The organism is Hymenobacter sp. BRD67, from assembly GCF_013256425.1.
Classification (GTDB): Bacteria; Bacteroidota; Bacteroidia; order Cytophagales; family Hymenobacteraceae; genus Hymenobacter.
This window is the reverse complement of the sequence record NZ_CP053904.1, coordinates 1,245,060-1,266,073: the sequence shown is the minus strand read 5'-3', so window position 1 is coordinate 1,266,073 and position 21,014 is coordinate 1,245,060. Positions and strand designations below refer to the sequence as shown.

General features: G+C 59.6%; 18 protein-coding genes and 3 pseudogenes. 10 read left to right on the top strand and 11 right to left on the bottom strand.

All coding sequences use genetic code 11. The annotated features are described in order from the left end of the window. The first annotated feature begins 9 nt into the window (after positions 1 to 9). The 6 genes and pseudogenes from GKZ67_RS05860 to GKZ67_RS05835 all read left to right on the top strand — a co-directional run bounded on the left by GKZ67_RS05860 (position 10) and on the right by GKZ67_RS05835 (position 6,532). Positions 10 to 1,308, top strand: a complete 1,299-nt coding sequence (locus GKZ67_RS05860; RefSeq protein WP_173241536.1) for a sugar MFS transporter — start codon at positions 10 to 12, stop codon at positions 1,306 to 1,308. A gap of 204 nt (positions 1,309 to 1,512) precedes the next feature. Beyond that, on the top strand, positions 1,513 to 2,553 hold the full coding sequence (gene lpxD / locus GKZ67_RS05855; RefSeq protein ID WP_173241535.1) for a UDP-3-O-(3-hydroxymyristoyl)glucosamine N-acyltransferase: 1,041 nt from the start codon (positions 1,513 to 1,515) through the stop codon (positions 2,551 to 2,553). 157 nt (positions 2,554 to 2,710) lie between these two features. After that, complete coding sequence (locus GKZ67_RS05850) at positions 2,711 to 4,108, top strand: bifunctional UDP-3-O-[3-hydroxymyristoyl] N-acetylglucosamine deacetylase/3-hydroxyacyl-ACP dehydratase (RefSeq protein ID WP_151088248.1); 1,398 nt, start codon at positions 2,711 to 2,713, stop codon at positions 4,106 to 4,108. 118 nt (positions 4,109 to 4,226) lie between these two features. Beyond that, positions 4,227 to 5,032: pseudogene (lpxA, locus tag GKZ67_RS05845) on the top strand (acyl-ACP--UDP-N-acetylglucosamine O-acyltransferase). Then, positions 5,032 to 5,652: an ATP-binding cassette domain-containing protein gene (locus tag GKZ67_RS05840; RefSeq protein WP_173241534.1), complete on the top strand. Its 621-nt coding sequence runs from the start codon at positions 5,032 to 5,034 to the stop codon at positions 5,650 to 5,652. Before lpxA ends, GKZ67_RS05840 begins: the two are co-directional and overlap by 1 nt. Before the next feature lie 523 nt (positions 5,653 to 6,175). Beyond that, entirely contained in the window at positions 6,176 to 6,532 is a 357-nt protein-coding gene (locus GKZ67_RS05835; RefSeq protein ID WP_173241533.1) for a hypothetical protein, read from the top strand. A 72-nt stretch (positions 6,533 to 6,604) separates the two neighbouring features. Here the strand turns inward: GKZ67_RS05835 and GKZ67_RS05830 are convergent. After that, a pseudogene (locus tag GKZ67_RS05830) lies at positions 6,605 to 8,163 on the bottom strand (aryl-sulfate sulfotransferase). 270 nt (positions 8,164 to 8,433) lie between these two features. Further along, the gene (locus GKZ67_RS05825; protein ID WP_173241531.1) at positions 8,434 to 9,240 is read right to left on the bottom strand and encodes a DUF4197 domain-containing protein; all 807 of its coding nucleotides are present in this window, start codon (positions 9,238 to 9,240) and stop codon (positions 8,434 to 8,436) included. 119 nt (positions 9,241 to 9,359) lie between these two features. On the opposite strand from GKZ67_RS05825, the gene GKZ67_RS05820 reads away from it, so the two are divergent. Further along, complete coding sequence (locus GKZ67_RS05820) at positions 9,360 to 10,625, top strand: competence/damage-inducible protein A (protein ID WP_173241530.1); 1,266 nt, start codon at positions 9,360 to 9,362, stop codon at positions 10,623 to 10,625. Between the two features lie 5 nt (positions 10,626 to 10,630). On the opposite strand, the gene GKZ67_RS05815 is transcribed toward GKZ67_RS05820, so the two are convergent. Then, the gene (locus tag GKZ67_RS05815) at positions 10,631 to 11,170 is read right to left on the bottom strand and encodes a GbsR/MarR family transcriptional regulator (RefSeq protein WP_254245082.1); all 540 of its coding nucleotides are present in this window, start codon (positions 11,168 to 11,170) and stop codon (positions 10,631 to 10,633) included. Between the two features lie 4 nt (positions 11,171 to 11,174). Then, a complete protein-coding gene (locus GKZ67_RS05810) occupies positions 11,175 to 12,101 on the bottom strand; it encodes a TIGR01777 family oxidoreductase (protein WP_173241529.1) in 927 nt (308 codons plus the stop codon). A gap of 137 nt (positions 12,102 to 12,238) precedes the next feature. Between GKZ67_RS05810 and GKZ67_RS05805 the strand changes: the two genes are divergently transcribed. Next, positions 12,239 to 12,409 carry a hypothetical protein gene (locus GKZ67_RS05805; protein WP_173241528.1) on the top strand — a complete coding sequence of 57 codons (171 nt, stop codon included), beginning with the start codon at positions 12,239 to 12,241 and terminating at the stop codon, positions 12,407 to 12,409. Between the two features lie 205 nt (positions 12,410 to 12,614). Here GKZ67_RS05805 and GKZ67_RS05800 read toward each other — a convergent pair whose 3' ends face one another. Continuing rightward, the gene (locus GKZ67_RS05800; RefSeq protein ID WP_173241527.1) at positions 12,615 to 12,914 is read right to left on the bottom strand and encodes a hypothetical protein; all 300 of its coding nucleotides are present in this window, start codon (positions 12,912 to 12,914) and stop codon (positions 12,615 to 12,617) included. A gap of 345 nt (positions 12,915 to 13,259) precedes the next feature. Here GKZ67_RS05800 and katG point away from each other — a divergent pair. Further along, positions 13,260 to 15,470 (top strand): annotated as a pseudogene (gene katG, locus GKZ67_RS05795) (catalase/peroxidase HPI). Positions 15,471 to 15,952: 482 nt separating this feature from the next. Beyond that, on the top strand, positions 15,953 to 17,632 hold the full coding sequence (locus GKZ67_RS05790; RefSeq protein ID WP_173241526.1) for a catalase: 1,680 nt from the start codon (positions 15,953 to 15,955) through the stop codon (positions 17,630 to 17,632). A gap of 53 nt (positions 17,633 to 17,685) precedes the next feature. Here the strand turns inward: GKZ67_RS05790 and GKZ67_RS05785 are convergent, their stop codons facing one another. From GKZ67_RS05785 to GKZ67_RS05760, 6 genes are all read right to left on the bottom strand, one after another. Continuing rightward, complete coding sequence (locus GKZ67_RS05785; protein ID WP_254245081.1) at positions 17,686 to 18,183, bottom strand: arsenate reductase ArsC; 498 nt, start codon at positions 18,181 to 18,183, stop codon at positions 17,686 to 17,688. Positions 18,184 to 18,202: 19 nt separating this feature from the next. Continuing rightward, complete coding sequence (locus tag GKZ67_RS25015) at positions 18,203 to 18,421, bottom strand: hypothetical protein (protein WP_173240506.1); 219 nt, start codon at positions 18,419 to 18,421, stop codon at positions 18,203 to 18,205. 15 nt (positions 18,422 to 18,436) lie between these two features. Further along, positions 18,437 to 18,931 (bottom strand): GNAT family N-acetyltransferase, encoded by a 495-nt coding sequence (locus GKZ67_RS05775; protein WP_173241525.1) that lies wholly within the window; start codon positions 18,929 to 18,931, stop codon positions 18,437 to 18,439. Between the two features lie 26 nt (positions 18,932 to 18,957). Then, positions 18,958 to 19,500: an ArsI/CadI family heavy metal resistance metalloenzyme gene (locus tag GKZ67_RS05770; RefSeq protein WP_173241524.1), complete on the bottom strand. Its 543-nt coding sequence runs from the start codon at positions 19,498 to 19,500 to the stop codon at positions 18,958 to 18,960. A gap of 33 nt (positions 19,501 to 19,533) precedes the next feature. Next, positions 19,534 to 19,884: an ArsR/SmtB family transcription factor gene (locus tag GKZ67_RS05765; RefSeq protein WP_173241523.1), complete on the bottom strand. Its 351-nt coding sequence runs from the start codon at positions 19,882 to 19,884 to the stop codon at positions 19,534 to 19,536. Positions 19,885 to 20,120: 236 nt separating this feature from the next. Next, on the bottom strand, positions 20,121 to 21,002 hold the full coding sequence (locus tag GKZ67_RS05760; protein WP_173241522.1) for a hypothetical protein: 882 nt from the start codon (positions 21,000 to 21,002) through the stop codon (positions 20,121 to 20,123). Positions 21,003 to 21,014: the final 12 nt, after the last annotated feature.

The window sequence follows — 21,014 nt, the reverse complement described above, 5'->3', positions numbered from 1 at the left end:
CCTGCCCATATGGCCATTCCCACCTCCTCCTCTCCCACCCAGCTCGCCAGCGCGGCGGGCGCTGCTACCGAAATTCCGCGCTATACGTCGGCCCTGAGCGCCGTGACGACCTTGTTTTTTCTCTGGGGCTTTATTACCTCGCTCAACGACATTCTCATACCGTATCTGAAAGCCATTTTTCAGTTGTCCTACACCCAGGCCAACCTGATTAACCTGTGCTTTTTCGGAGCATATTTTCTGATGAGCATCCCGGCCGGCAAGCTGGTAGCGCGGGTGGGCTACCAGCGCGGTATGCTGCTGGGCTTTGTGGTAGCGGCCGTGGGGGCCTTTCTTTTTTACCCGGCGGCCGCTCAGCGGGCGTATCCGCTGTTTCTAGGGGCGCTGTTTGTGCTGGCATCGGGCATTACGCTACTGCAAGTGGCCGCCAACCCCTACGTGGCCATTCTGGGGCCGCCGGCTTCGGCTTCGGCCCGCCTCACACTCACGCAGGCATTCAACTCGGTGGGCACCACGCTCGGGCCGGTACTGGGCAGCGCCTTTCTGCTCAGCCGCCTGCCCGCCCTGAATACTGCTACTACGGCAGCCAGCATTGATGTGCGGGCAGTGCAGCTGCCCTACCTGGTAATTGGTAGTATGCTGCTGCTCATCAGCTTGCTGCTGAGCCGGGTAAACTTGCCCCAGCTCATACCGGCCGAAGAGGAAGCGCTGGCCGCCAGCCACCGCCGCGCCTGGCACTACCGCCACCTGATGCTGGGCGTACTAGGCATTTTTGCCTATGTGGGCGCCGAGGTAGCTATCGGCTCGCACCTGGTAAGCTACCTGGCCCTGCCCAGCGTGCTGGGCCTTGCTCCGCAGGCGGCGGGCCAGAAAGTCGCCTTTTACTGGGGGGCAGCCATGGTTGGGCGCTTCGCCGGGGCCTACCTGCTGCAAAAATTCTCTCCTACCAAGCTACTGGCTTTCAACGCGGCGGGTGCTATAGCGCTTATTCTCCTCTCCATCAGCTCGACCGGCGCGCTGGCAATGTGGAGCCTGCTGGCAGTGGGCCTGATGAACTCCCTCATGTTCTCGACCATCTTCACACTGGCCGTAGCTGGCCTGGGCCGGCACACTGAGGAGGCTTCCGGGCTGCTGTGTACTGCTATCGTGGGCGGGGCGCTGGTGCCGGTGCTGTTCGGGGCCGTGGCCGATGGGCCGGGTTTGCGCTGGGCCTTGGTGCTGCCGATGCTCTGCTACCTCTACATCGGCTGGTATGGGCTGCGCGGTAGCCGGCCGGCCGCCGTGGTGGCACCTGCTCCCTTTTTGTACTAAAATAAAGCGAAAGCTAGCCGACTGCCTGCGGACCCGGCACGGCCCCGAGGGGCAAGGAAAGGCCGGTTGCAGCCTCCGGGTTTGCTGAAAGTAGCGCTACCCGTACCTCCTTGCTCGTGGCGCGGCAGCGCAAGTTCCGACGGAACTATTGCGGCGAAAATACGGTCGGGTTCACTAGCGGGCGCACCCGTACTTTTGTAGCCTATGAAGTTTACTGTTGGTCAGATAGCCCAGGTAGTGGGCGGCACCGTAGAGGGCGACGCAAACGCCGCTGTTTCGAGCCTGGCAAAAATTGAAGAAGCCGGCGCGGGCGCGCTGGCCTTCCTGGCAAATGCCAAGTACGAATCCTTTTTGTACACTACGGGTGCTACCGCAGTGATGGTCAGCCCCGAGCTGGTGCTGCGCCAGCCCGTGAGCGCGGCCCTCATCCGGGTGGCCGACCCTTACCTGGCCTTTACCAGGTTGCTTGAATTTTACCAGCAGGCAACCCGCACGGGCCGACGGGGTGTCGAGCAGCCGGCCTTTATGGGCGAGGGCTCTACTATCGGTACCGGGCATTACCGGGGCGCTTTTTCGTATATCGGCGAAGGCTGCGTACTGGGCGACGATGTGCTTATATTCCCCCACGCCTATATTGGCGACCGGGTCACAATTGGCCAGGGCACTGTTATTCATGCCGGGGCCAAGATTTATGCCGATACGGTTATTGGCAGCTACTGTGTAGTAAAGGCCGGGGCAGTAGTGGGCACCGATGGCTTTGGCTTTGCTCCCCAGCCCGACGGCTCCTACAAGGCTATTCCGCAGATTGGCAACGTGGTGCTGGAAGACTTTGTGAGCATCGGGGCCAATGCCACCATCGACTGCGCCACGCTGGGCTCCACGGTAGTGCGGCAGGGCAGTAAAATCGACAACCTCGTGCAGCTGGCCCACAACGTCGAGATTGGCCGCCACACCGTAGTAGCCGCCCAAACGGGCATTGCCGGCTCGGCAAAAGTGGGCGACTACTGCGTACTGGCCGGCCAGGTGGGCATGGCGGGCCACATCTCGCTGGCCAACAAAACAACCGTGACGGCGCAGTCAGGCGTCGGCAAAACGGTGAAGCAGGAAGGTACCATTCTACAGGGCTCTACGGCCTTCGATTTCAAGCAGAACCAACGGGCCCAGGTCACCTTCCGCCGGCTACCCGAGCTCGAACAGCGCGTGGCTCAGCTCGAGAAGGCGCAAAGCACGCCGGAAAAGCTTTAGCTTTGCACCGGCTTAGTTGTCAGTTGCTAGTTGTCAGTTGTTGGCTGCCCGTTGTCGGCAGGGTAAAAAGCGGCGTAAGCAGCCTGTCTTTCAACCCACTGCTTACGCGGCGTATCCCTACCTGATAACTGACAGCTAGCAACTGACAACTCGAAAAATGAACGATAAACAACACACTATCAAGGCGCCCGTAACGGTACGGGGTATTGGTCTGCACACCGGCGCGGAAGCAACCATGACGTTTTGCCCTGCTCCGGTGGGCCACGGCTATAAGTTTCAGCGCGTCGACTTGCCCGGCCAGCCCCTCGTCGATGCCGACGTCGATAACGTGGTAGACCTTTCGCGCGGCACTACCATTGAGCAGAATGGGGCCCGCGTCAATACCGTAGAGCACACCCTGGCCGCCCTGGTCGGCCTGCAGCTCGACAACGTGCTCATTCAGCTCAGCGGCCCCGAGCCCCCCATCATGGATGGCTCGTCGTACGAGTTTATCCGGGCCCTGAACTCGGTAGGCTACGAAGAGCAGAACGCGCTGCGCAACTATTACGAGATTCCGGATACCATCCGCTACATCGACAGCGCCCGCGGCGTGGAGATTGCCGCCCTGCCGCTGGCCGACTACCGCCTCACGGTGATGGTCGACTACAACTCGCCGGTGCTGGGCTCGCAGCACGCCACGCTCACCGACATCGGGCAGTTCAGCGATGAGATTGCCTCGTCGCGCACGTTCTGCTTTCTGCACGAGCTGGAGCAGCTCTACAAATCGAACCTGATTAAGGGCGGCGACCTCTCCAATGCCATTGTGGTGGTAGACCGCGTGGTGGGCGAAGACGAGCTCGACGAGCTGGCCGCCATGCTGGGTAAGCCCAAGGTATCGGTGAAGAAGGAAGGCATCCTCAACAACGTGGACCTGCGCCACAAAAATGAGCCGGCCCGCCACAAGCTGCTCGACCTCGTGGGCGACCTCGCCCTGGTGGGCCGCCCCTTAAAAGGCCAGATTCTGGCCGCCCGCCCCGGCCACGCCGCCAACGTGGCCTTTGCCAAGCGCATCAAAAAGAAGATGCTCGAAGGCAACACCAGCCCCGTGCCGGTGTACGACCCCAGCCGCGAGCCGGTAATGGACATCAACCGCATCATGCAGGTGCTGCCCCACCGCTACCCGTTTCTGCTGCTCGACAAGGTGATTCACCTCGACTCGCAGATGGTGACGGCCGTGAAGAACGTGACCATGAATGAGCCTTTTTTCCAGGGCCATTTTCCGGGTAACCCCGTGATGCCTGGTGTGCTTCAGGTAGAGGCCATGGCCCAGACCGGCGGCATTCTGGTGATGAACACGGTGCCCGACCCCGAAAACTACTGGCAGTACTTTCTGGGCATCGAAAATTGCCGCTTCCGCAAAAAGGTGTTGCCCGGCGATACCATTATCTTCCACTGCCAGCTTACCTCGCCCATCAAGCGCGGCATCGCCAAGATGAAAGGGCAGGCCTTCGTGAATGGCAAAGTGGTAATGGATGCCGAAATGAGCGCCGCCATCGTTCGCAAGGATAACGTGTAGTCATTTAACATTTACCAATTAACATTTAACAGCCGTTCTTTTTGCCTTGCTTTCTGGACGATGTGGAATGTTCTTTCAAAAGTTGTTAATTGTTAACTGTTAATTGTTAATTGAAAAAATGATTTCCCCTCTCGCTCATATCCACCCTGCCGCCCGGCTTGCGCCGGGAGTTACCGTCGAACCGTTTACTACTATTTATGGTGACGTGGAGATTGGCGAAAACACCTGGATTGGGCCAAATGTGACCATCATGGACGGCGCCCGCATCGGGGCCAACTGTCAGATATTTCCGGGTGCTGTCATATCGGGGATACCCAGGATTTGAAATTTGCCGGCGAGATAACCACGGCCCATATCGGCGACTACACGGTGCTGCGCGAGTGCGTGACCGTGAACCGAGGCACCATAGACCGCGGCCGCACGGTGGTGGGCAGCCACTGCCTGTTGCAAGCCTACGTGCATATTGCCCACGATTGCCTGGTGGGCGACCACTGCGTTATCTCCAACGCGACGCAGATGGCGGGCCATGTGCAGGTGGGCGACTGGGCCATTATCGGCGGCACCACGGCTATTCATCAGTTTACAAATATAGGCTCCCACGCATTTATTGCCGGCGGCTCGCTGGTTCGTAAAGACGTGCCGCCTTTCGTAAAAGCTGCCCGCGAGCCGCTGGCCTACGCCGGCGTCAACTCAGTAGGGCTGCGCCGCCGGGGCTTCAGCGAAACCCAGGTAAACTCTATTCATGAGCTGTACCGGGCCTTGTATCTCAGCGGCTTACCCATGACCGATTCGCTGAGCCGCATTGAAGTAGAGCTGCCGCCCTCGCCCGAGCGCGACCAGATAGTGGAGTTTGTGCGGGCCGCCGCGCGCGGCATCATTAAGGGTCCAAGCCGCGGCAGCTTGCCAGAAGAAGGCGCCGAATAATGTATCTCAACGCCCAGGGCCTGGGCCGCCGCTACGGCCGGCAATGGATTTTCCGGCAGCTCAGCTACAACTTCCGCCCTGGCACCGCCACGGCTATTCTCGGCCCCAACGGGGCGGGCAAAAGCACCCTGCTCAGCATTCTGGCCGGGCAGCTCTTGCCTACTGAAGGCCAGGTAGCCTATTCGCTGGCCGGGCAGCCGGTGGCGGCCACCGAAGTGCCGCGCCACCTCGCCTACTGCGCCCCCTACCTGGAGCTGCCCGAAGACTTTACCCTGCTGGAGCTGCTGGCGTTTCATACCCGCCTCAAGCCGCTGCGGCCAGGGCTCACGGTAGCCGGCCTGGTCGACATTATGTACCTGCACAAAGCGCGGCACCAGGCAGTGCGCACGTTTTCGTCGGGGATGAAGCAGCGCCTTAAGCTGGGAATGGCCCTGTACGCGGCGGCTCCGCTGCTGCTGCTCGACGAGCCCACTACCAACCTCGACGCCCAGGGCGCGGCCTGGTATCAGGAGCACGTAGCCCAGGTGCGCGATGCGGGCCGCCTGGTTGTTGTTTCCTCCAACGTACCGGCCGAATACAGCTTTTGTGAAGCCCAGATACGCATCACCGACTTTCAGTAAGGATGGGCGGCTTATTTCTGGGCTATTCCAACGTGCTTAGCTGCCTTATGCCTGCCGCTACCAAACTTATCTGTGCCTCCAGGCCCAGGCGTACCTGGCTGCTGAGCGGGCAGCCGCTTTCAAAAGCGAATACTACCAGGGCGAAGTAGTGGCGATGGCTACTGTCAGCAATGAGCACCCGCTGACGACTCTCACCGTTGGCATCGCGCTCAACATTGCCCTACGCGAGCGTGGCTGCACCGTGCGGGCCACTACTATGCGCCTGCTGTGAAGAAAAACGGCCTCTGCCCGAGCATAAGGTATAGGCCTTTGACGCGTTTAAGGGACTGGAGGCCGTGGTACCACTGCCAGCCACCGGGGTAGAGCTGGCGCTGGCCGACATTTACTGCGTGGGGCCGCTTACTCGCTAAAGTGAGCCGGGGCCAAACTATTGCCAGCAGCCCGCCAACCCATTTCGGTGTTGGCCGTATCTTCGCTCTACGCTTAAAAACCCTTTTACCTCCCCTCTACTGCCCTCTTTGCTATGCGACAGTACGATAACCTTGACGACGACGAGCTCGACGACGAAGATAAGCTCGATACCTTTGCCCGCACTGGCGGCGCTAAAACGCACGGCACCGGCGAAGACCAGCTTTCGGCCAAATACGCCGATTACCTGATGTGGCGCGACACGGGCTCTTCGCACGACGAAGCCCTCGACCTTGCGTCGATGACCGAAGAGGAATTTGCGACCGCCGAAGCGGCCGAAGACCCTGACGGCAGCAGCGGCCTGGCTCCCCTCGACGAGGAGGACGACCTCGACGCCGAAGACGATGATGACCTTTTTGGAAGCTCTCCGCGGGGCCGCAGCCGGGGCGACGACTACGACAGCGACTTTTGATAATAGATAATAGGTAATAAGTAACGGGCAATATATTATGTTTATCATAATATATTGCCCGTTACTTATTACCTATTGCTGATAGAGCCCGTCGCGCTGCGCCCGGTGGAAGCCCCAGCCGTTGGCGGCGCTCATCTGCATCTCAAACAGTACTTTGTGGGTGGCGTAATCGACCTCAATAATCTTGCCGCCCAGGCCATTGCCGTTGGGTACCTGGTAGCCGGGGCAGAACATGATGTGATTGGTAGCCGGCAGAAACTGTACCCGCGATACAATAGCTGAATAGGTATCCTCGCCCCGCTCCTTGCCATACGTCCATACTTGCTGCACAGTGCGCCGAATAGGGTCGATGTGGTACTGCACGGCCCGGCTGTAGTGCTCGGGGCATTGTGGATAAAGTTGCGATTGGTACCGTTATCAAACAGCAGCAGGTCGCCGTTGGGCATCGGCACGGTAGAATGCTGATACCAGTTCCACTCAAAGTCGGGGTGGTTGGCCGAGCCGTTTACCACCGCCGTATCGGTAATGGCCTGGCCGCTGGCATCGAGTGGGGTTAGCAGCAGCTGGCTCAGGTCCTGGCCCTGGTGGTTGAGGCCCCATCCCCGGTGCGGGGCCAGCAGCCACTTTACGTGGTTGTCGTAGGTGAGCTTGACCACTGCCTGGTAGCGGGCCGACACCACAATGGTATTATCAGAAGCATCATAAAACAGCGCATTTACGTGGGCCCAGTCGGTGGGGTCGGGCTCCAGGGCGTGACGGGTTTCATTCAGGCTCTGCTTGAGGTCCCACTCCTGCACTACGCGGTTGGCGTGGCGGTCTATCTCCACGATATAATCTTCGTTGGTGGGGCTGCCGTCGGGGTGGGTGCTGCCCACTTTACTTACTGATACCAGAAAATTGCCATCGGGCTTCTCATACATTTCGTGGTGGAAGGTGTAGCCGGGCAAGCTCCACTGATTTACTATATTGCCCAGGGGCGATACCTCGTACAAGCCACTCGTGTTTTTATCGCCAAAGTAGAAGTTACCATTCTGAAGCCGGGCGATGCCGCAATCGTACGAAAGCTGGTTTAAGACCGGGTGGCTACTGTAGTCGAGCAGCCACCGGATGTCGCCGTAGTTGTCCACGATAAGCGGCACCTGCGGGTTGGAGGCGCTGAAGTTGCTGACCAGCGTAAAATTGCCACCCAGCGGTACGGTTGGCGCAGTAGTTACGGTAATGGCGGTGGGCATAGCGGGCGGTAGCGCGCCCGTGTGGATGGTAAGAGTAGTATCGGCGAGGGCCAGCCCCTGGGCATCGGTCAGCTGCACGTCTACTTTGTTATCGAAGTCGGCATAAAGCCCCAGAATGGGCACCGAATGAGTAGTACCGCTGTCGTCGAACTGCTGCACCACGTCGGAGTCGGCGCCGTGCTTGCCGTGTACTACCAGCCTGGTGCGGCCCGCCACCGGATAGGCAAAGGAAAGCTGCGCCGCCAGGGGCGCATAGCCCGTTGGGTTAACCACTACCGCGCCGGGCGCCAGCGCCAGCTGCGCCGTAATATGGACAGCTGGTTGGGGAGTTACCTCTTCGTGGTGGCAACCAGCCAGCGCTATTGCGCCTATTGCCAGCGTTGCATAATAGAACTTCATGTGCAGAAAAGAATAGTGTTTGGGTAGGTAGTGTGCCCGAAAGCACAGACCGCAAGACACTGGCTTCTCGGCAAAGTTTAATAAGGGTAGTAAGAATATTCTAACACATAGTTTCTTCATGAATAATTGTAGCTGATAATGAGCTAATAATGTTTTTAAGGGTCATTAAATGAATTTTTAATGCATTGGCTAGACTGTCTTATAACGCAAAAAGCGCCTGCGGCACGAGGCCGCAGGCGCTTTCTACTTCATTAATAACTAATAAATATCCTATTTGCCGCCAAATACGCGCTTGAGGATGGCAGTGGACTGCGCGGCCGGGTTCTGACGGATTTTGGCTTCCTGCTGGGCCAGCAGAATAAAGAGGCCATCGACCGTTTCCTTGGTTACGTAGTCGGTGAGGTTGGTGCTGGCGGGCGTCATGAGCGGAATCTTGTTGTAGCGCTCGATGAGCTTGCTGTAGGCCGCGTTGGCCCCTACCTGGTCGAGGCTCTGCACGATGCTGGGGCGCAGCGCCGCGTTGAGGGCCGCCTCCGAGTTTTTGCGCAACAGCTGGGTGGCGGCGTCTTTCTGCGAGCTGGTCACGAGCGAGAGCGCGTCGGTGAGGGTCAGCTGCTGCACGGCGTTCAGAAAGATATCCTTGGCCTGGGGCGCGGCGGCTTCGGCGGCGCGGTTGAGCAGGTTGGTGGCCTGCTCCACGGCCTGCTTTCCCAGGGGCAGGGCGCCGAGCGTGGTAGCCACCAGCTGCGCATCGGGCGGAAACTGAATGCGGATATCGTCGTTCAGGTTAAAGCCATCGGGCTCGGAAGCAAACGCCACGGCTTTGGTAACGCCGGTAGTGAGCGCTTCGCGCAGGCCGCTGGCCGCTTCGGCCTGCGTGAGCGGGGCTACCGGGGCGGCAGCCGGCGTAGCGACGGTCGTCGATTTGGGGGTCGTCGTGGTAGTTTTTTTGGCCGTAGTCGCCTTCGCGGGTGCTTTCTTTACAACCGTTGCTTTCTTGGTAGTCGTTTTCTTGGTAGTTTGGGCCAGGGCCGGCACGGCAGCCAGCAACGCCACCAGAAGGAAGAGGTTTTTCATATTTACCTAAAAAAAGAAAATGCGCGGCCTAAAAAACCAGACGGCCGACGTGGCTGTCCTGCAAGCATCGCGCTGCAAAGTTCTCTACAAAACCCTGCCAAACTATTCAGGCTATCCTCATGTACGTTGAAATAATGACAATCGGCGACGAGCTGCTCTATGGGCAGGTCGTAGATACCAACTCAGCCTTTATGGGCCAGCAGCTCGGCAGCCTGGGGCTGCGCGTGCGCCAGATTACGAGCGTGAGCGACCGCGCCGACGAGATAGTGGCGGCCCTCGACCAAGCCCGGCAGCGGGTGAAGGTCATCCTGACCACCGGTGGCCTCGGCCCCACCAAGGACGACCTCACCAAGCACGTACTGGCCCGCTACTTCGGCCGCGAGCTGGTGCTGCACGAGCCCACCCTGCGCCACGTGGAAGAAATATTCAAACGCTTCAACCGGCCCATGCTCGACGTGAACCGCCAGCAGGCCCTGGTGCCGGCCGGCTGCGAGGTGCTGCCCAACGCCGTGGGCACCGCGCCTGGCATGTGGCTGGAGGATGGCGGCACGGTATTTATCAGTATGCCCGGCGTACCGTTTGAGATGAAAAAGCTGATGACCGACCAGGTGCTACCTCGCCTCCAGGCGAAGTTTCAGCTGGCACCCATCGAGCACGTAGTAATCATGACGGCTGGGCTGGGCGAGTCGTTTCTGGCCGAGAAAATCAAGGACTGGGAGGCCGCCCTGCCGGCCAACGTGAAGCTGGCTTACCTGCCCAGCCTGGGCAGCGTGCGCCTGCGTCTCACCGGCACCGCCGACGATGAGCCGAACCTGCGTGACCGCATGCTAAAGCTACTGCCTGCTCTGCGTGAGCACATTGGCAGCTATATATTCGCCGAAGAAGATATTTCGCTCGAAGTAGCGGTGGGCCGGCTGCTGCAAGCGAAAGGCTGGCAGCTCGGCACCGCCGAAAGCTGCACCGGCGGCGCGGTGGCCCAGCGCATTACCAGCGTACCGGGCAGCTCGGCCTATTTCCGGGGCAGCGTGGTGGCCTATGATAACGACCTGAAAGAAAGCCTGCTGGGCGTGAATGCCGAAACACTGGGCCAGCACGGCGCGGTGAGTGAGCCCACCGTGCGCGAGATGGCCGAGGGTGCCCGCGCCCGCCTGGGCTGCGACGTGGCCCTGGCCACCAGCGGCATTGCCGGCCCCGGCGGCGGCACGCCTCTCAAGCCGGTGGGTACTATCTGTATTGCCTGCGCCACCCCGGCCGGCACCGTGAGCCGGCAGTTCAGCGTCGACCGCGGCCGGCAGACCAACATCGAGTACACCACCCAGGCCGTACTCATCCTGCTGTGGCAGCAGCTGGCCGGGCACCACGAAGCCGCACTGCTGAAGGTGTGATGCTCTTACAAGAACAACTTTAAGAATTTGTCCCAAAACCAGCTCCTCTCGACCTGCATCAGCTTGGTGAGCAGCTTATCGGATGCTGTGGCGAGCTGTTGAATATCGGTTAGCGTGGAATGGAAAGCTTGGTATTCAACATCGGCAGCATCGCCGGGCAGGTTAGCCAATTGGTCGAGCGACCGCTTCATCTGGTCCAATTCGCGGCGCTTTCGAGCCCGGATGATGCAGCGCGTCACTTGCAACATGTCTTTCTCGGCCACAAAAAACTCGCGGCGCTCACCAAGCCGTAGTTCCTTATAAATCAGCCCCCAGTCGAGCAGCTCGCGGACCGTCATGCTGGCATTGCCACGCGAGATGGTGAGCTGGGCCATAATGTCCTCGGTACTGAGCGCCTTCGGGCTTACCAGCAGCAGGGCATGAACCTGCGCCAGGGTTTTGCTCACGCCCCAGCTCGTGGCCGAAACGCCCCAGAGGTGAATAAATTGGGCCTTGGCTTCAGCTAAGCTTGGAGGCGAAGTAGCAGGCGTATCATCAAAAGTCATAGAGTTAACCATCAATGAGATGCATTTCTTTCAACAAGTCTTTCATAGCCGACTCGCAGGTAAAATAGGTAAAGTTAAACCCCTCGTCGAGCAGCCGTTGCGGATAGACTTTGCGACTTTTGAGAATAAGTTCGGTTTCCGTATGCAGCACGAAAGCCCCCACCTCCAGCAGCCACCGGGGCTGGGGCAATTGCAACGGAGGGTGTAGATAATTGGCTATCAGGGAATTAAATTCCCAGTTGGGCAGGGGGTACGGAGCACACACGTTCACAGGCCCGCTTAAGCACTCAGTTTGTGCGATAAACTCAATTGCCCGGCAGAAATCGGCTATATGCAGCCAGCTAATCCATTGCTGGCCCGAGCCTTGTGGCGAGCATAGGCCCCAACGAGCCAGTCGGGCCATCACCGGAAATGCCCCACCGTCAGGCCCCAACACAATTGAAGTACGCAGCGCCACTTTGCGCGTTGCCGGCGTTGGGCACGCTTCCAGCGCTGCCTCCCAAGCCTTGGCCACTGATACCGAAAACCCAGTGCCTATCTGCCCGGCGGCCTCCGTATTAGCAGGTTGGCTACCTACTGTATGAGCATAGATAGTTGCAGTAGAAGAGTTTAGCCAAACCCGCGGAGGCTGCTGGCAGGCGGCAATAGCAGCCCCCAGCACGGTGGTACTGTCGAAGCGGCTAGCCAAAATCTGCTGGCGATTGGCAGGCGTGTAGCGACAATCGACCGTGCGGCCAGCCAAGTTTACCAGCAAATCGGCCCCTTCCAGCTCCTGTGCCCACGGGCCTAGCGTTCGAGCATCCCAGCGAACGTCGCCCACACCAGTACGACTGATACTGATGACCTGGAAGCCAAGCCGTTGGAAATGAACGCCCAAATGACGGCCTAAAAAACCATTGCCGCCCGCGATAACAAGTTTGGGTGTACGCATGAGGTAAGGAAATAGCCGCAGACACCTGAATCAGCGTCTGTATGCCAGATAAAACGGGCCGATATATCATATGTTTCAGAAATAATTGAAAGTTCTTATAAAAATTTGAGGAAGCCCGCCTGCGCGGCAGCTGGCGCGTGCGGCCGCACCTGCACCTCGACCTGACGGTGCGGCAGCTGTGGAGCCCCGTGCGCTCGGCCCGCGACATCCGCCTCGACCTGCAAACGCCCACCGCGCACGTAGCCTCTATCCTGACTACGCCCGTGCAAAGCCTGGCCAGCGGCCTGAGCGTACGCTATTTATTCTAGCGCGGTTTGGAAGTCGCTGGACTGTAGCGCGGACTTTCAGTCCGCCAGTAGGCCGGAGGCGGGCGGACTGAAAGTCCGCGCTACTTGCCCGGCCGTACAATGACTCCGCAATTGCGCTAGGAAGCTATGTGAGTTGGCTGAAAATTGCTGGCAGATGAGGCGTCGGCCAGTGTGCCGATTAATTCGAGCACGGTCGGGTTGTTTTTCAGCTATAGCCCCACCAAGCGGAAGAGGGCAGCTCGGTGCCGTAGGCGCGGCTGCCGCTCACGGCTTCGAACTGCATCAGGTTTTGTTGGCGCAGGGCGGCGATGGTCATGAGCGCAAAGCTGCTATTGCGGGGCAAAGGAGCTGGCCAGCTGCTGAAACACCCTAGCCAGGTCGGGAGCCGCCCCGCGCCGCCCGGGCAAGCCGGGCGGCCAGTCGTCGATGGAATAAAAAATGGCAGACCGGTGTTGCCAGTAGCCCAGCTTACCAGCTTAAATGCGCGGGCTGCCGGACGAGCCACGCAGAAGCCGGCGAGAACGCCGGACGGGCGATTTGCTGAGAAAAAAATTATTTTTAGTAAACAAAACACTGTCCGGCTTCCTTAATCGCAAGCTCGTCAGTGCGCTAATCCGAACCCAAAGTAAGCTGGCTGCCCTTTGCCAGCATCTTTTGCCGGCGCCTCCCAAACCCAGACAGTATTTGCTGGTAATTTGTCCGGCTTTTCAGTTTTTTGGCGAGCGTCCACGATAGCTGCCTGCCCCTATATAGCGAATTTTATTTTTTCAAACCCTAGCTACTCATTTTTTTTGCAATGGCTGAAGACCACAACAAGCACGCTCCCGCATCCAACACCACAGAGCATTTCATGAACGACCCGTCGGCGGCAAAATGTCCGTTTCTGGCGGGCACACTGCCGCAGCAAACGGCCGGAGGCGGCCCCCGCAACCGCGACTGGTGGCCCAACCAGCTGCCGCTCAATATCCTGCGCCAGCAGTCGGCCCTGTCGAACCCAATGGACGCCAGCTTTAGCTACGTGGAGGAGTTTAAGAAGCTGGACCTGAATGCCGTGAAGCAGGACCTGTTTGAGCTGATGACCACCTCGCAGGACTGGTGGCCGGCCGACTACGGCCACTACGGGCCCTTCTTTATTCGTATGGCCTGGCACAGCGCCGGCACCTACCGCATTGCCGACGGCCGCGGGGGCGCGGGGCGGGTATGCAGCGCTTTGCCCCGCTCAACAGCTGGCCCGACAACGCCAACCTCGACAAAGCCCGCCTGCTGCTGTGGCCCATCAAGCAGAAATACGGCGAGCAGATTTCGTGGGCCGACCTCATGATTCTGGCTGGCAACTGCGCCCTTGAGTCAATGGGCCTTAAGCCGTTTGGCTATTCGGGAGGCCGCGCCGACGTATGGGAGCCGATGGAAGACGTGTACTGGGGCTCGGAGCGGGTGTGGCTGGGCGACAAGCGCTACACCGGCGACCGCCAGCTGGAAAACCCGCTGGCCGCCGTGCAGATGGGCCTTATCTACGTGAACCCGGAAGGCCCCAACGGCAACCCGAACCCCCTGGGCTCGGCCCGCGATATCCGCGAAACCTTCGGTCGCATGGCCATGAACGACGAAGAAACGGTGGCCCTGATTGCGGGCGGCCACACCTTCGGCAAAACCCACGGCGCAGCCGACCCCGCCCAGTACATTGCCCACGAGCCCGCCGCAGCGGGCATTGAGCAGCAGGGCAAAGGCTGGCTGAACTCGTACGGCACCGGCAATGCCGATAACACCATCACGAGCGGCCTGGAAGGCGCCTGGACCTCCACACCCACCAAGTGGGGCAATGCCTACTTCGACAACCTCTTCGGCTACGAGTGGGAGCTGACCAAGAGCCCGGCCGGCGCGCACCAGTGGAAGCCTAAAAACAACGGCGGCTCCGGCACCATCCCCGACGCCCACGACCCGAGCAAGTCGCACGCGCCGTTTATGCTGACCTCGGACATCGCCCTGCGCGAAGACCCGATTTATGAGAAAATCTCGCGTCGCTTCCACGCCAACCCCGACGAGTTTGCCGATGCCTTCAGCCGGGCCTGGTTCAAGCTCACGCACCGCGATATGGGTCCGTTGTCGCGCTACGTAGGGCCCGAGGTACCCAGCGAAGTGCTCATCTGGCAAGACCCCATTCCGGCGGCCGACTACGCCCCGATTGACAAAGCCGACATCGTGGCGCTGAAAGCCCGGCTGCTGGCCTGTGGCCTCTCGGGCTCGCAGCTCATTCGCACGGCCTGGGCTTCGGCTTCCACGTTCCGGGGCTCCGACAAGCGCGGCGGAGCCAATGGCGCCCGCATCCGGCTGGCCCCCAGAAATACTGGGATGCCAACAACCCGGCCGAGCTGTCGAACGTGCTCGACGTGCTGGCCGGCATCCAGAACGAGTTTAACGCCGCGCAAAGCGGGGGCAAGCGCGTGTCGCTGGCCGACCTCATTGTGCTGGGCGGTGCCGCTGCCATCGAGCAGGCGGCCAAAGATGGTGGCTACCAAGTGCAGGTGCCCTTCCACCCTGGCCGCACCGACGCCACGCACGAGCAAACCGATGTGCAGTCGTTTGCCGCGCTGGAGCCGCACGCCGACGGCTTCCGCAACTATCTCAGTGCTAACCACGAAGCCTCTCCCGAGGCGATGCTCATCGACCGGGCACAGCTGCTCACCCTTACTGCCCCGAGTTAACGGTGCTGGTGGGCGGCCTGCGGGTGCTGAACACCAACTACGACGGCTCGAACCACGGTGTCTTCACCGACCGGCCGGGCACGCTCAGCAACGACTTCTTCCTGAACCTGCTCGACATGGGCACCACCTGGCAGGCGACCTCCGAGGCCGACCAGGTGTTTGAGGGCCGCGACCGCAAAACCAATGTGGTGAAATGGACCGGCACCCGCGTTGACCTGATTTTCGGCTCCAACTCGGAGCTGCGCGCCATCTCCGAAGTATACGGCACTCACAAAGCCGGCCCGAAATTCGTGCGCGACTTCGTGGCCGCCTGGGCCAAGGTAATGGACGCCGACCGCTTCGACCTGGTGCAAGCGTAAGGCTGAGTAAGCGGGCAACGTCCGGCTGAAGACAACGCCGCTCCGGCAACGGGGCGGCGTTTTTTTATACTTTTTTGGGGCTGTTTAGTCGGCTGAAACAGGATGAGGACCAAGCCCGAATTGGCGACGGGCGAGGACTGCCCCAGGCCCGGCTGCTCAGCTGGCCGGGGCGCAAAGCCCGGCGACTAACGCCGGCTTCAGCGGCGGCCCAGGTACGGGTAATTGCCTTGGCTATTAAACCAGAAGCTGCCACCAAGTGTCCAGCTAAGGCTTTTTACTGCCATAAAGCCAGCTGCTTCATTACAAAACTGCCCCGTACGCCAGGCAGCACATCTGCCCAGGCAGCCGGCCCGGAACGAAGCCTGGCGCTGGCAGCTTGTAAAGGAAGGATGCCCAACTTTTGTGGCAGTTGCCCGCAAACCCACCTGCGAGTTAAGCTGTATTCCACCTGGATTTCCGTTTACCCAACTAACCTTACCCTAATGGCTACCCAGGAAAATTCTTCGGACCAGAACGGACACGATACGTCCGCCAATGCAACCGGCACCTCCGTCAACGGCGGGGGCTCGTCGCAAGACCAGCGCACTGCCAGTGGCGAAACCGCCCAGACCCTGACCACCCGCCAGGGTCATCCCGTTTCCAACAACCAGAACCTGCGCACCGTGGGCAGCCGCGGCCCGGCTACCCTGGAGAACTACCAGTTCATTGAGAAAATCAGCCACTTCGACCGCGAGCGCATCCCCGAGCGTGTGGTGCACGCCCGCGGCGCCGGCGCCCACGGCGTATTTGAGGCCTACGGCACGGTAGGCGGCGAGCCCATTGCGAAATACACCCGTGCCAAGCTGTTCAATACCAAGGGTAAAGAGACGCCGGTGTTCGTGCGCTTCTCGACGGTGGGCCACGGTGGCCACTCGCCCGAAACCCTGCGCGACCCGCGCGGCTTTGCGGTGAAATTCTACACCGAAGACGGCAACTGGGACCTGGTGGGCAACAACCTGAAGGTATTCTTCATCCGTGACGCCATCAAGTTTCCCGACCTGATTCACTCGCAGAAGCCCGACCCGGTGTTTAACCGCCAGACTGGTCAGCGCATCTTCGACTTTATCGCTAACACCCCGGAAGCTATGCACATGGTGAGCTTCCTGTTCTCGCCCTGGGGCATTCCGGCCAACTACCGCCAGATGCAGGGCTCGGGCGTGAACACCTACAAGTGGGTGAACGCGCAGGGCGAAGCCGTGCTGGTGAAATACCACTGGGAGCCCCAGCAGGGCATTAAAAACCTGACCGCCCCCGAAGCCGAAGCTATTCAGGCCAAGAACTTCAACCACGCCACTCAGGACCTATACGACAACATCAAGAAAGGCAATTTCCCAAAATGGGAGCTGTGTGTGCAGATTATGTCGGACGACGAGCACCCCGAGCTGGACTTCGACCCGCTCGACGATACCAAAATCTGGCCCGAAGACAAGTTCCCCTTCCTGCCCGTAGGCATGATGACGCTGAACCGCAACCCCGAAAACTACTTTGCTGAGGTAGAGCAGGTGGCCTTCGGCACCGGCGTACTGGTAGACGGCCTCGATTTCTCGGACGACAAGATGCTACAGGGCCGCACGTTCTCGTATTCGGATACCCAGCGCTACCGCGTGGGCCCCAATTACCTGCAGTTGCCCATCAACGCGCCCAAAAAACATGTGGCCACCAACCAGCGCGACGGCCAGATGACGTACCACGTAGATGCGGCCCCCGGCCAGAACCTGCACGTCAACTACGAGCCCAGCAGCCTGAACGGCCTTAAAGAGTCGCCCGCGCAGGGCCCCGACCACACGCCGAGCTACGCCGCCAAGCTGGTGCGCCAGACTATCGACCGCACCAACAACTTCGGGCAGGCCGGCGACCGCTACCGCAAGCACGAAGACTGGGAGCGCAACGACCTCATCAACAACATGGTGGGTGCGCTGACCGATGCCGAGCCGGTGATTCAGGACAAGATGATTGAGCTGTGCACCAACTGCGACGCCGATTGGGGCCGCCGCCTGGCCGAAGGCATCAAAGCGGCCAAAGCCAACATGCAAGCCGAAGGCAGCAACCAGTACAACGAGCGCGAGGCTACCCAGGCCGTAGCACAGGCTGAGGAAATGGCCCATGACGCCAAGCCCTACTAGTTCCATAAAAAGGAACCAGCAAAAAACGCCACCCCGGCAACGGGTTGGCGTTTTTATTGCGGGCTAAGCTGCGCTCCGCGTACCGCTGCGGGAACTTCCCGCTCCGCTTCTCCCCCACCAAACTCCTCCGCTACAAAGGCCTGCGCGTAGGCTTTTACCTGCTCGCGCACGGCCCGAAACTGCGCCAGTATCTCGTCCTCGCTGCCGGTAGCTTTGGCCGGGTCGGGGAAGTTATGGTGCCGCTTTTTGGCGAGAGATGGAAACACCGGGCACACCTCATTGGCATGGTCGCACACCGTAAGCACGTAGTCGAAAGGCACCTGGGCATACTCCTGCACGTGGTTGCTGGTATGCTGGCTGATGTTTACGCCATCTTCGGCCATCACGCGCACGGCGCGGGGATTGAGGCCGTGGACCTCTACCCCAGCCGAATAGACGCGCGCTTTCTCACCTAGCAATCGCTGGAGGTAGCCGTGCAGCAGCTGGCTGCGGCACGAGTTGCCGGTGCAAAGCACCAATATGTTTTTGGGGTGCGAATTCATTAGGCTCATATTATACAGTAAAAAATTGCTACTTGCCGCCGTACCAGCGCCGGCGCAGCCCGAACGCGACCTTCACCAGCGCGATGAGCGCGGGCACCTCAATCAGCGGGCCGATAACGCCTGCTCGAAGTTGTTGCCGGTGGCCGTGAACCAGGAAAATCCAGCGGGTGAAGCCCCGGTCGAGACCCGACAGCTTTTTATCGGCTACGGCCCCACCGGGCGGCCGGGCTAGCGGGTTAACTCCCATAGTATAAAGGATATATTATACCCCAACCAGCCCGCTACGCCGCTCCAGCAGCAGCGTATCGCGCCACACGCCGGCCAGGCGGCCGATGCGCTCGCGGCGGCCCACCACCCGAAAGCCGGCCGCCTCGTGCAGCCGCACACTGGCCCCATTTTCGGGGAAGATACCGGCCTGCAGCATCCACAGGCCCTGGGCTTCGGCCCCGGCCACGAGGGCGGCCAGCAGCTGCCGGCCCACGCCTTGGCCCCGGGCTTCGGCGGCTACGTACACGCTTACTTCGGCCACACCGGCGTACACGCAGCGGCCCGATACGGAGGTGAGCGCGGCCCAGCCCAGCACCTGGCCCGTTGCTTCGTCGAGCGCCACCAACCGGCTGTGGGCCAGGTGGCTGCTATCCCATTCCTCCCAGGCAGGCGCTTCGGTTTGGAAGGTGGCATGGCCAGTAGCAATACCTTGCTGGTAAATGGCCCGGACCTGCGGCCAGTGCGCGGCAGTCAGCGGCTGCAATAACATAGTATTATTACTATAAGTAAAACCAATTAGCAGCACCCACCGCCCGGCGTGCAGGCCGGCGCTTCGGCCAGTACAAACGGCATGGGCGCGGCCTGGTGTAGCTCGGCCGGGGCGGCCGGCGCAATGCAGCACTGCCCGGCCGCCCCGGCCTGGTCGTATTCGGCCTGGTAGCGCGGGTCGTTGAACTCCGCGTCTTCGTGGAAATAATAGACTTCCCACTCCACGCCGTCGGGGTCGTTGACCCAGAACTTGTCTTGCTTGGCATAGCAGCAGCTGGTGCCCATTTCTTCGCGCTGCACCAATCCTGCCTGGCGGGCGGTGGCGAGGCGCTCGTCCAGCTCCTGCACGGTTTCGACCTGGAAGCCCAGGTGCCCGAAGTTGCTGGCTACCCGCCCCGCGTTCTCCACAAACGAGATAATGAGCGAGGGCTTGTCGAGGACGTACTTGGCGTAGCCGCGCCGGATTTTGGCTGCCGGCTGCCCAAAGAAAGCCGTGTAAAAATTGACCGTAGCGGCCAGGTCAGACACGTACAGCGAGACGTGCATCCGGGGAAAAACAGCGTTATCCATGACGACAAAAGCTTAAGAAGGTGAGAGTTAAGACTAGCAGCCGCAGGCCTCGCCGGGGCCGCACGCCGGGCTGGCAACCGCAGCGGCAAAGAAGCCCGCGAACTGCTGCTGCACCTGCTGCAATAAGCTGGTATTTAGGCAATAACAAACCATTAGTCCGTCGATTTCGCCGCGAATCAAATCCAGCGCTTTCAACTCCTGCAAGTGCTGCGACACGGTAGTGCGCGCGAGGGGCAGCTCAGCGGCGATATCGCCCGAGATGCAGGTTTGCCTGCTGGCCAGCAGCTGAATGATGGCCACCCGCGCCGGGTGTGCCAAGGCCTTGGCTACCCGTGCCAGTTGCTGCTGCTCATCGGTGAAAGGGGCGGTTTTGGCGTATGTCATCGCTACAGAATAATGTATGACGCAAACATACGACATATATTAAAAAAAGTACCCGAGCGCTGAAAACTATTCGTATTATTTCCTTCAATGCTAGCTATGGGGCTGCTTTTTTTCGTGCTGCGAGCTGCTCACTGCCAGGCACTACCAGTTGCAGGCACTGCCGGGCCGCGCAGGCAGCCGGCCGCAGGAACCAGTAGAAAAAACTGCCTCTACTGGTGGGTAAGTGCCTAACAGCCCTAAGCTTTAGGGCTGATAAATTCGATTTGCTTGGGAGGAAAAACCATGCTGACCAAGCTGTTTAGCCTGGCTTGGGTACTGCGAACTTTCTTTTTAATTGGCATCTGCCGATAATCAAACTTAGTTAAAGCAGCTACTTCTTCATCGGCCGTACGATTTCTAAGGTGTGATTCCAGAAAAAAGGTACTAATGACGCTATTCCACTCCGCTTTGGTACTCCAGTAATGTCCGATATAAGGTCTTGCCTCGTGAAGCGGGTAAGTCTCATGCAACGCTACGGATAACGCAAACTGCTCGATGAGCCGCGGGGTAACCTGCTGCTCGCATAGCTCGTCGCAGATGCTCAGCGCTAACTTAATTGCGGCCATATTTTGTGAGGCAGGGATGCCAACCACCCCCGCGTTCCACATAGAAAGCTGCTTATGCATGGTGATACCCCCAAAAGACCGGTCTTTAACCTGCTGCCACATGCGGCGCTCCGTCTTACTGGCAAGGCTACTCAAGGCGCCTTCTACTTCGTGCATGAACGCCACTCCATTAGCCAACTCCTGGCTAAGGTAGCTCAATGAGCCATGCAGAAAAGTATCGGTATCTAAATAGATAATATGCTCTCCCGCATACTGCTGCGCCGTATATTCCAACGCCTTAATCTTAACCCGCCAAAAGAACTTAAATTTCCCTTGCCATTCCTGAAGGGTAGCGGCCGGTATTGCCTGCACGGTTACAATCGATGCCAGGTGCTGATACAAATCAGGGGCATCAGTAATAACTGTAATGCCAGTTAGAAAATGGCTGTTTTTTCTTAAAAATGACAAGATGGAAAAATTAGCCTGGAAATGGTTCTGTATAGTATTACCAAATACTAAGTATAGAAGTCGCATGGCGTAGGAACT

Excerpts from the sequence above, each read along its gene's own strand:
- GKZ67_RS05825 (WP_173241531.1), bottom strand. The coding sequence starts at position 9,240 with ATGAAAAACCTCTTCCTTCTGGTGGCGTTGCTGGCTGCCGTGCCGGCC.
- GKZ67_RS05835 (WP_173241533.1), top strand. The coding sequence starts at position 6,176 with ATGCGACAGTACGATAACCTTGACGACGACGAGCTCGACGACGAAGAT.
- GKZ67_RS05775 (WP_173241525.1), bottom strand. The coding sequence starts at position 18,931 with ATGTTATTGCAGCCGCTGACTGCCGCGCACTGGCCGCAGGTCCGGGCC.
- GKZ67_RS05765 (WP_173241523.1), bottom strand. The coding sequence starts at position 19,884 with ATGACATACGCCAAAACCGCCCCTTTCACCGATGAGCAGCAGCAACTG.
- GKZ67_RS05770 (WP_173241524.1), bottom strand. The coding sequence starts at position 19,500 with ATGGATAACGCTGTTTTTCCCCGGATGCACGTCTCGCTGTACGTGTCT.
- GKZ67_RS25015 (WP_173240506.1), bottom strand. The coding sequence starts at position 18,421 with ATGGGAGTTAACCCGCTAGCCCGGCCGCCCGGTGGGGCCGTAGCCGAT.
- GKZ67_RS05820 (WP_173241530.1), top strand. The coding sequence starts at position 9,360 with ATGTACGTTGAAATAATGACAATCGGCGACGAGCTGCTCTATGGGCAG.
- GKZ67_RS05840 (WP_173241534.1), top strand. The coding sequence starts at position 5,032 with ATGTATCTCAACGCCCAGGGCCTGGGCCGCCGCTACGGCCGGCAATGG.
- GKZ67_RS05815 (WP_254245082.1), bottom strand. The coding sequence starts at position 11,170 with ATGACTTTTGATGATACGCCTGCTACTTCGCCTCCAAGCTTAGCTGAA.
- GKZ67_RS05790 (WP_173241526.1), top strand. The coding sequence starts at position 15,953 with ATGGCTACCCAGGAAAATTCTTCGGACCAGAACGGACACGATACGTCC.
- lpxD (WP_173241535.1), top strand. The coding sequence starts at position 1,513 with ATGAAGTTTACTGTTGGTCAGATAGCCCAGGTAGTGGGCGGCACCGTA.
- GKZ67_RS05810 (WP_173241529.1), bottom strand. The coding sequence starts at position 12,101 with ATGCGTACACCCAAACTTGTTATCGCGGGCGGCAATGGTTTTTTAGGC.
- GKZ67_RS05860 (WP_173241536.1), top strand. The coding sequence starts at position 10 with ATGGCCATTCCCACCTCCTCCTCTCCCACCCAGCTCGCCAGCGCGGCG.
- GKZ67_RS05850 (WP_151088248.1), top strand. The coding sequence starts at position 2,711 with ATGAACGATAAACAACACACTATCAAGGCGCCCGTAACGGTACGGGGT.
- GKZ67_RS05785 (WP_254245081.1), bottom strand. The coding sequence starts at position 18,183 with ATGAGCCTAATGAATTCGCACCCCAAAAACATATTGGTGCTTTGCACC.
- GKZ67_RS05760 (WP_173241522.1), bottom strand. The coding sequence starts at position 21,002 with ATGCGACTTCTATACTTAGTATTTGGTAATACTATACAGAACCATTTC.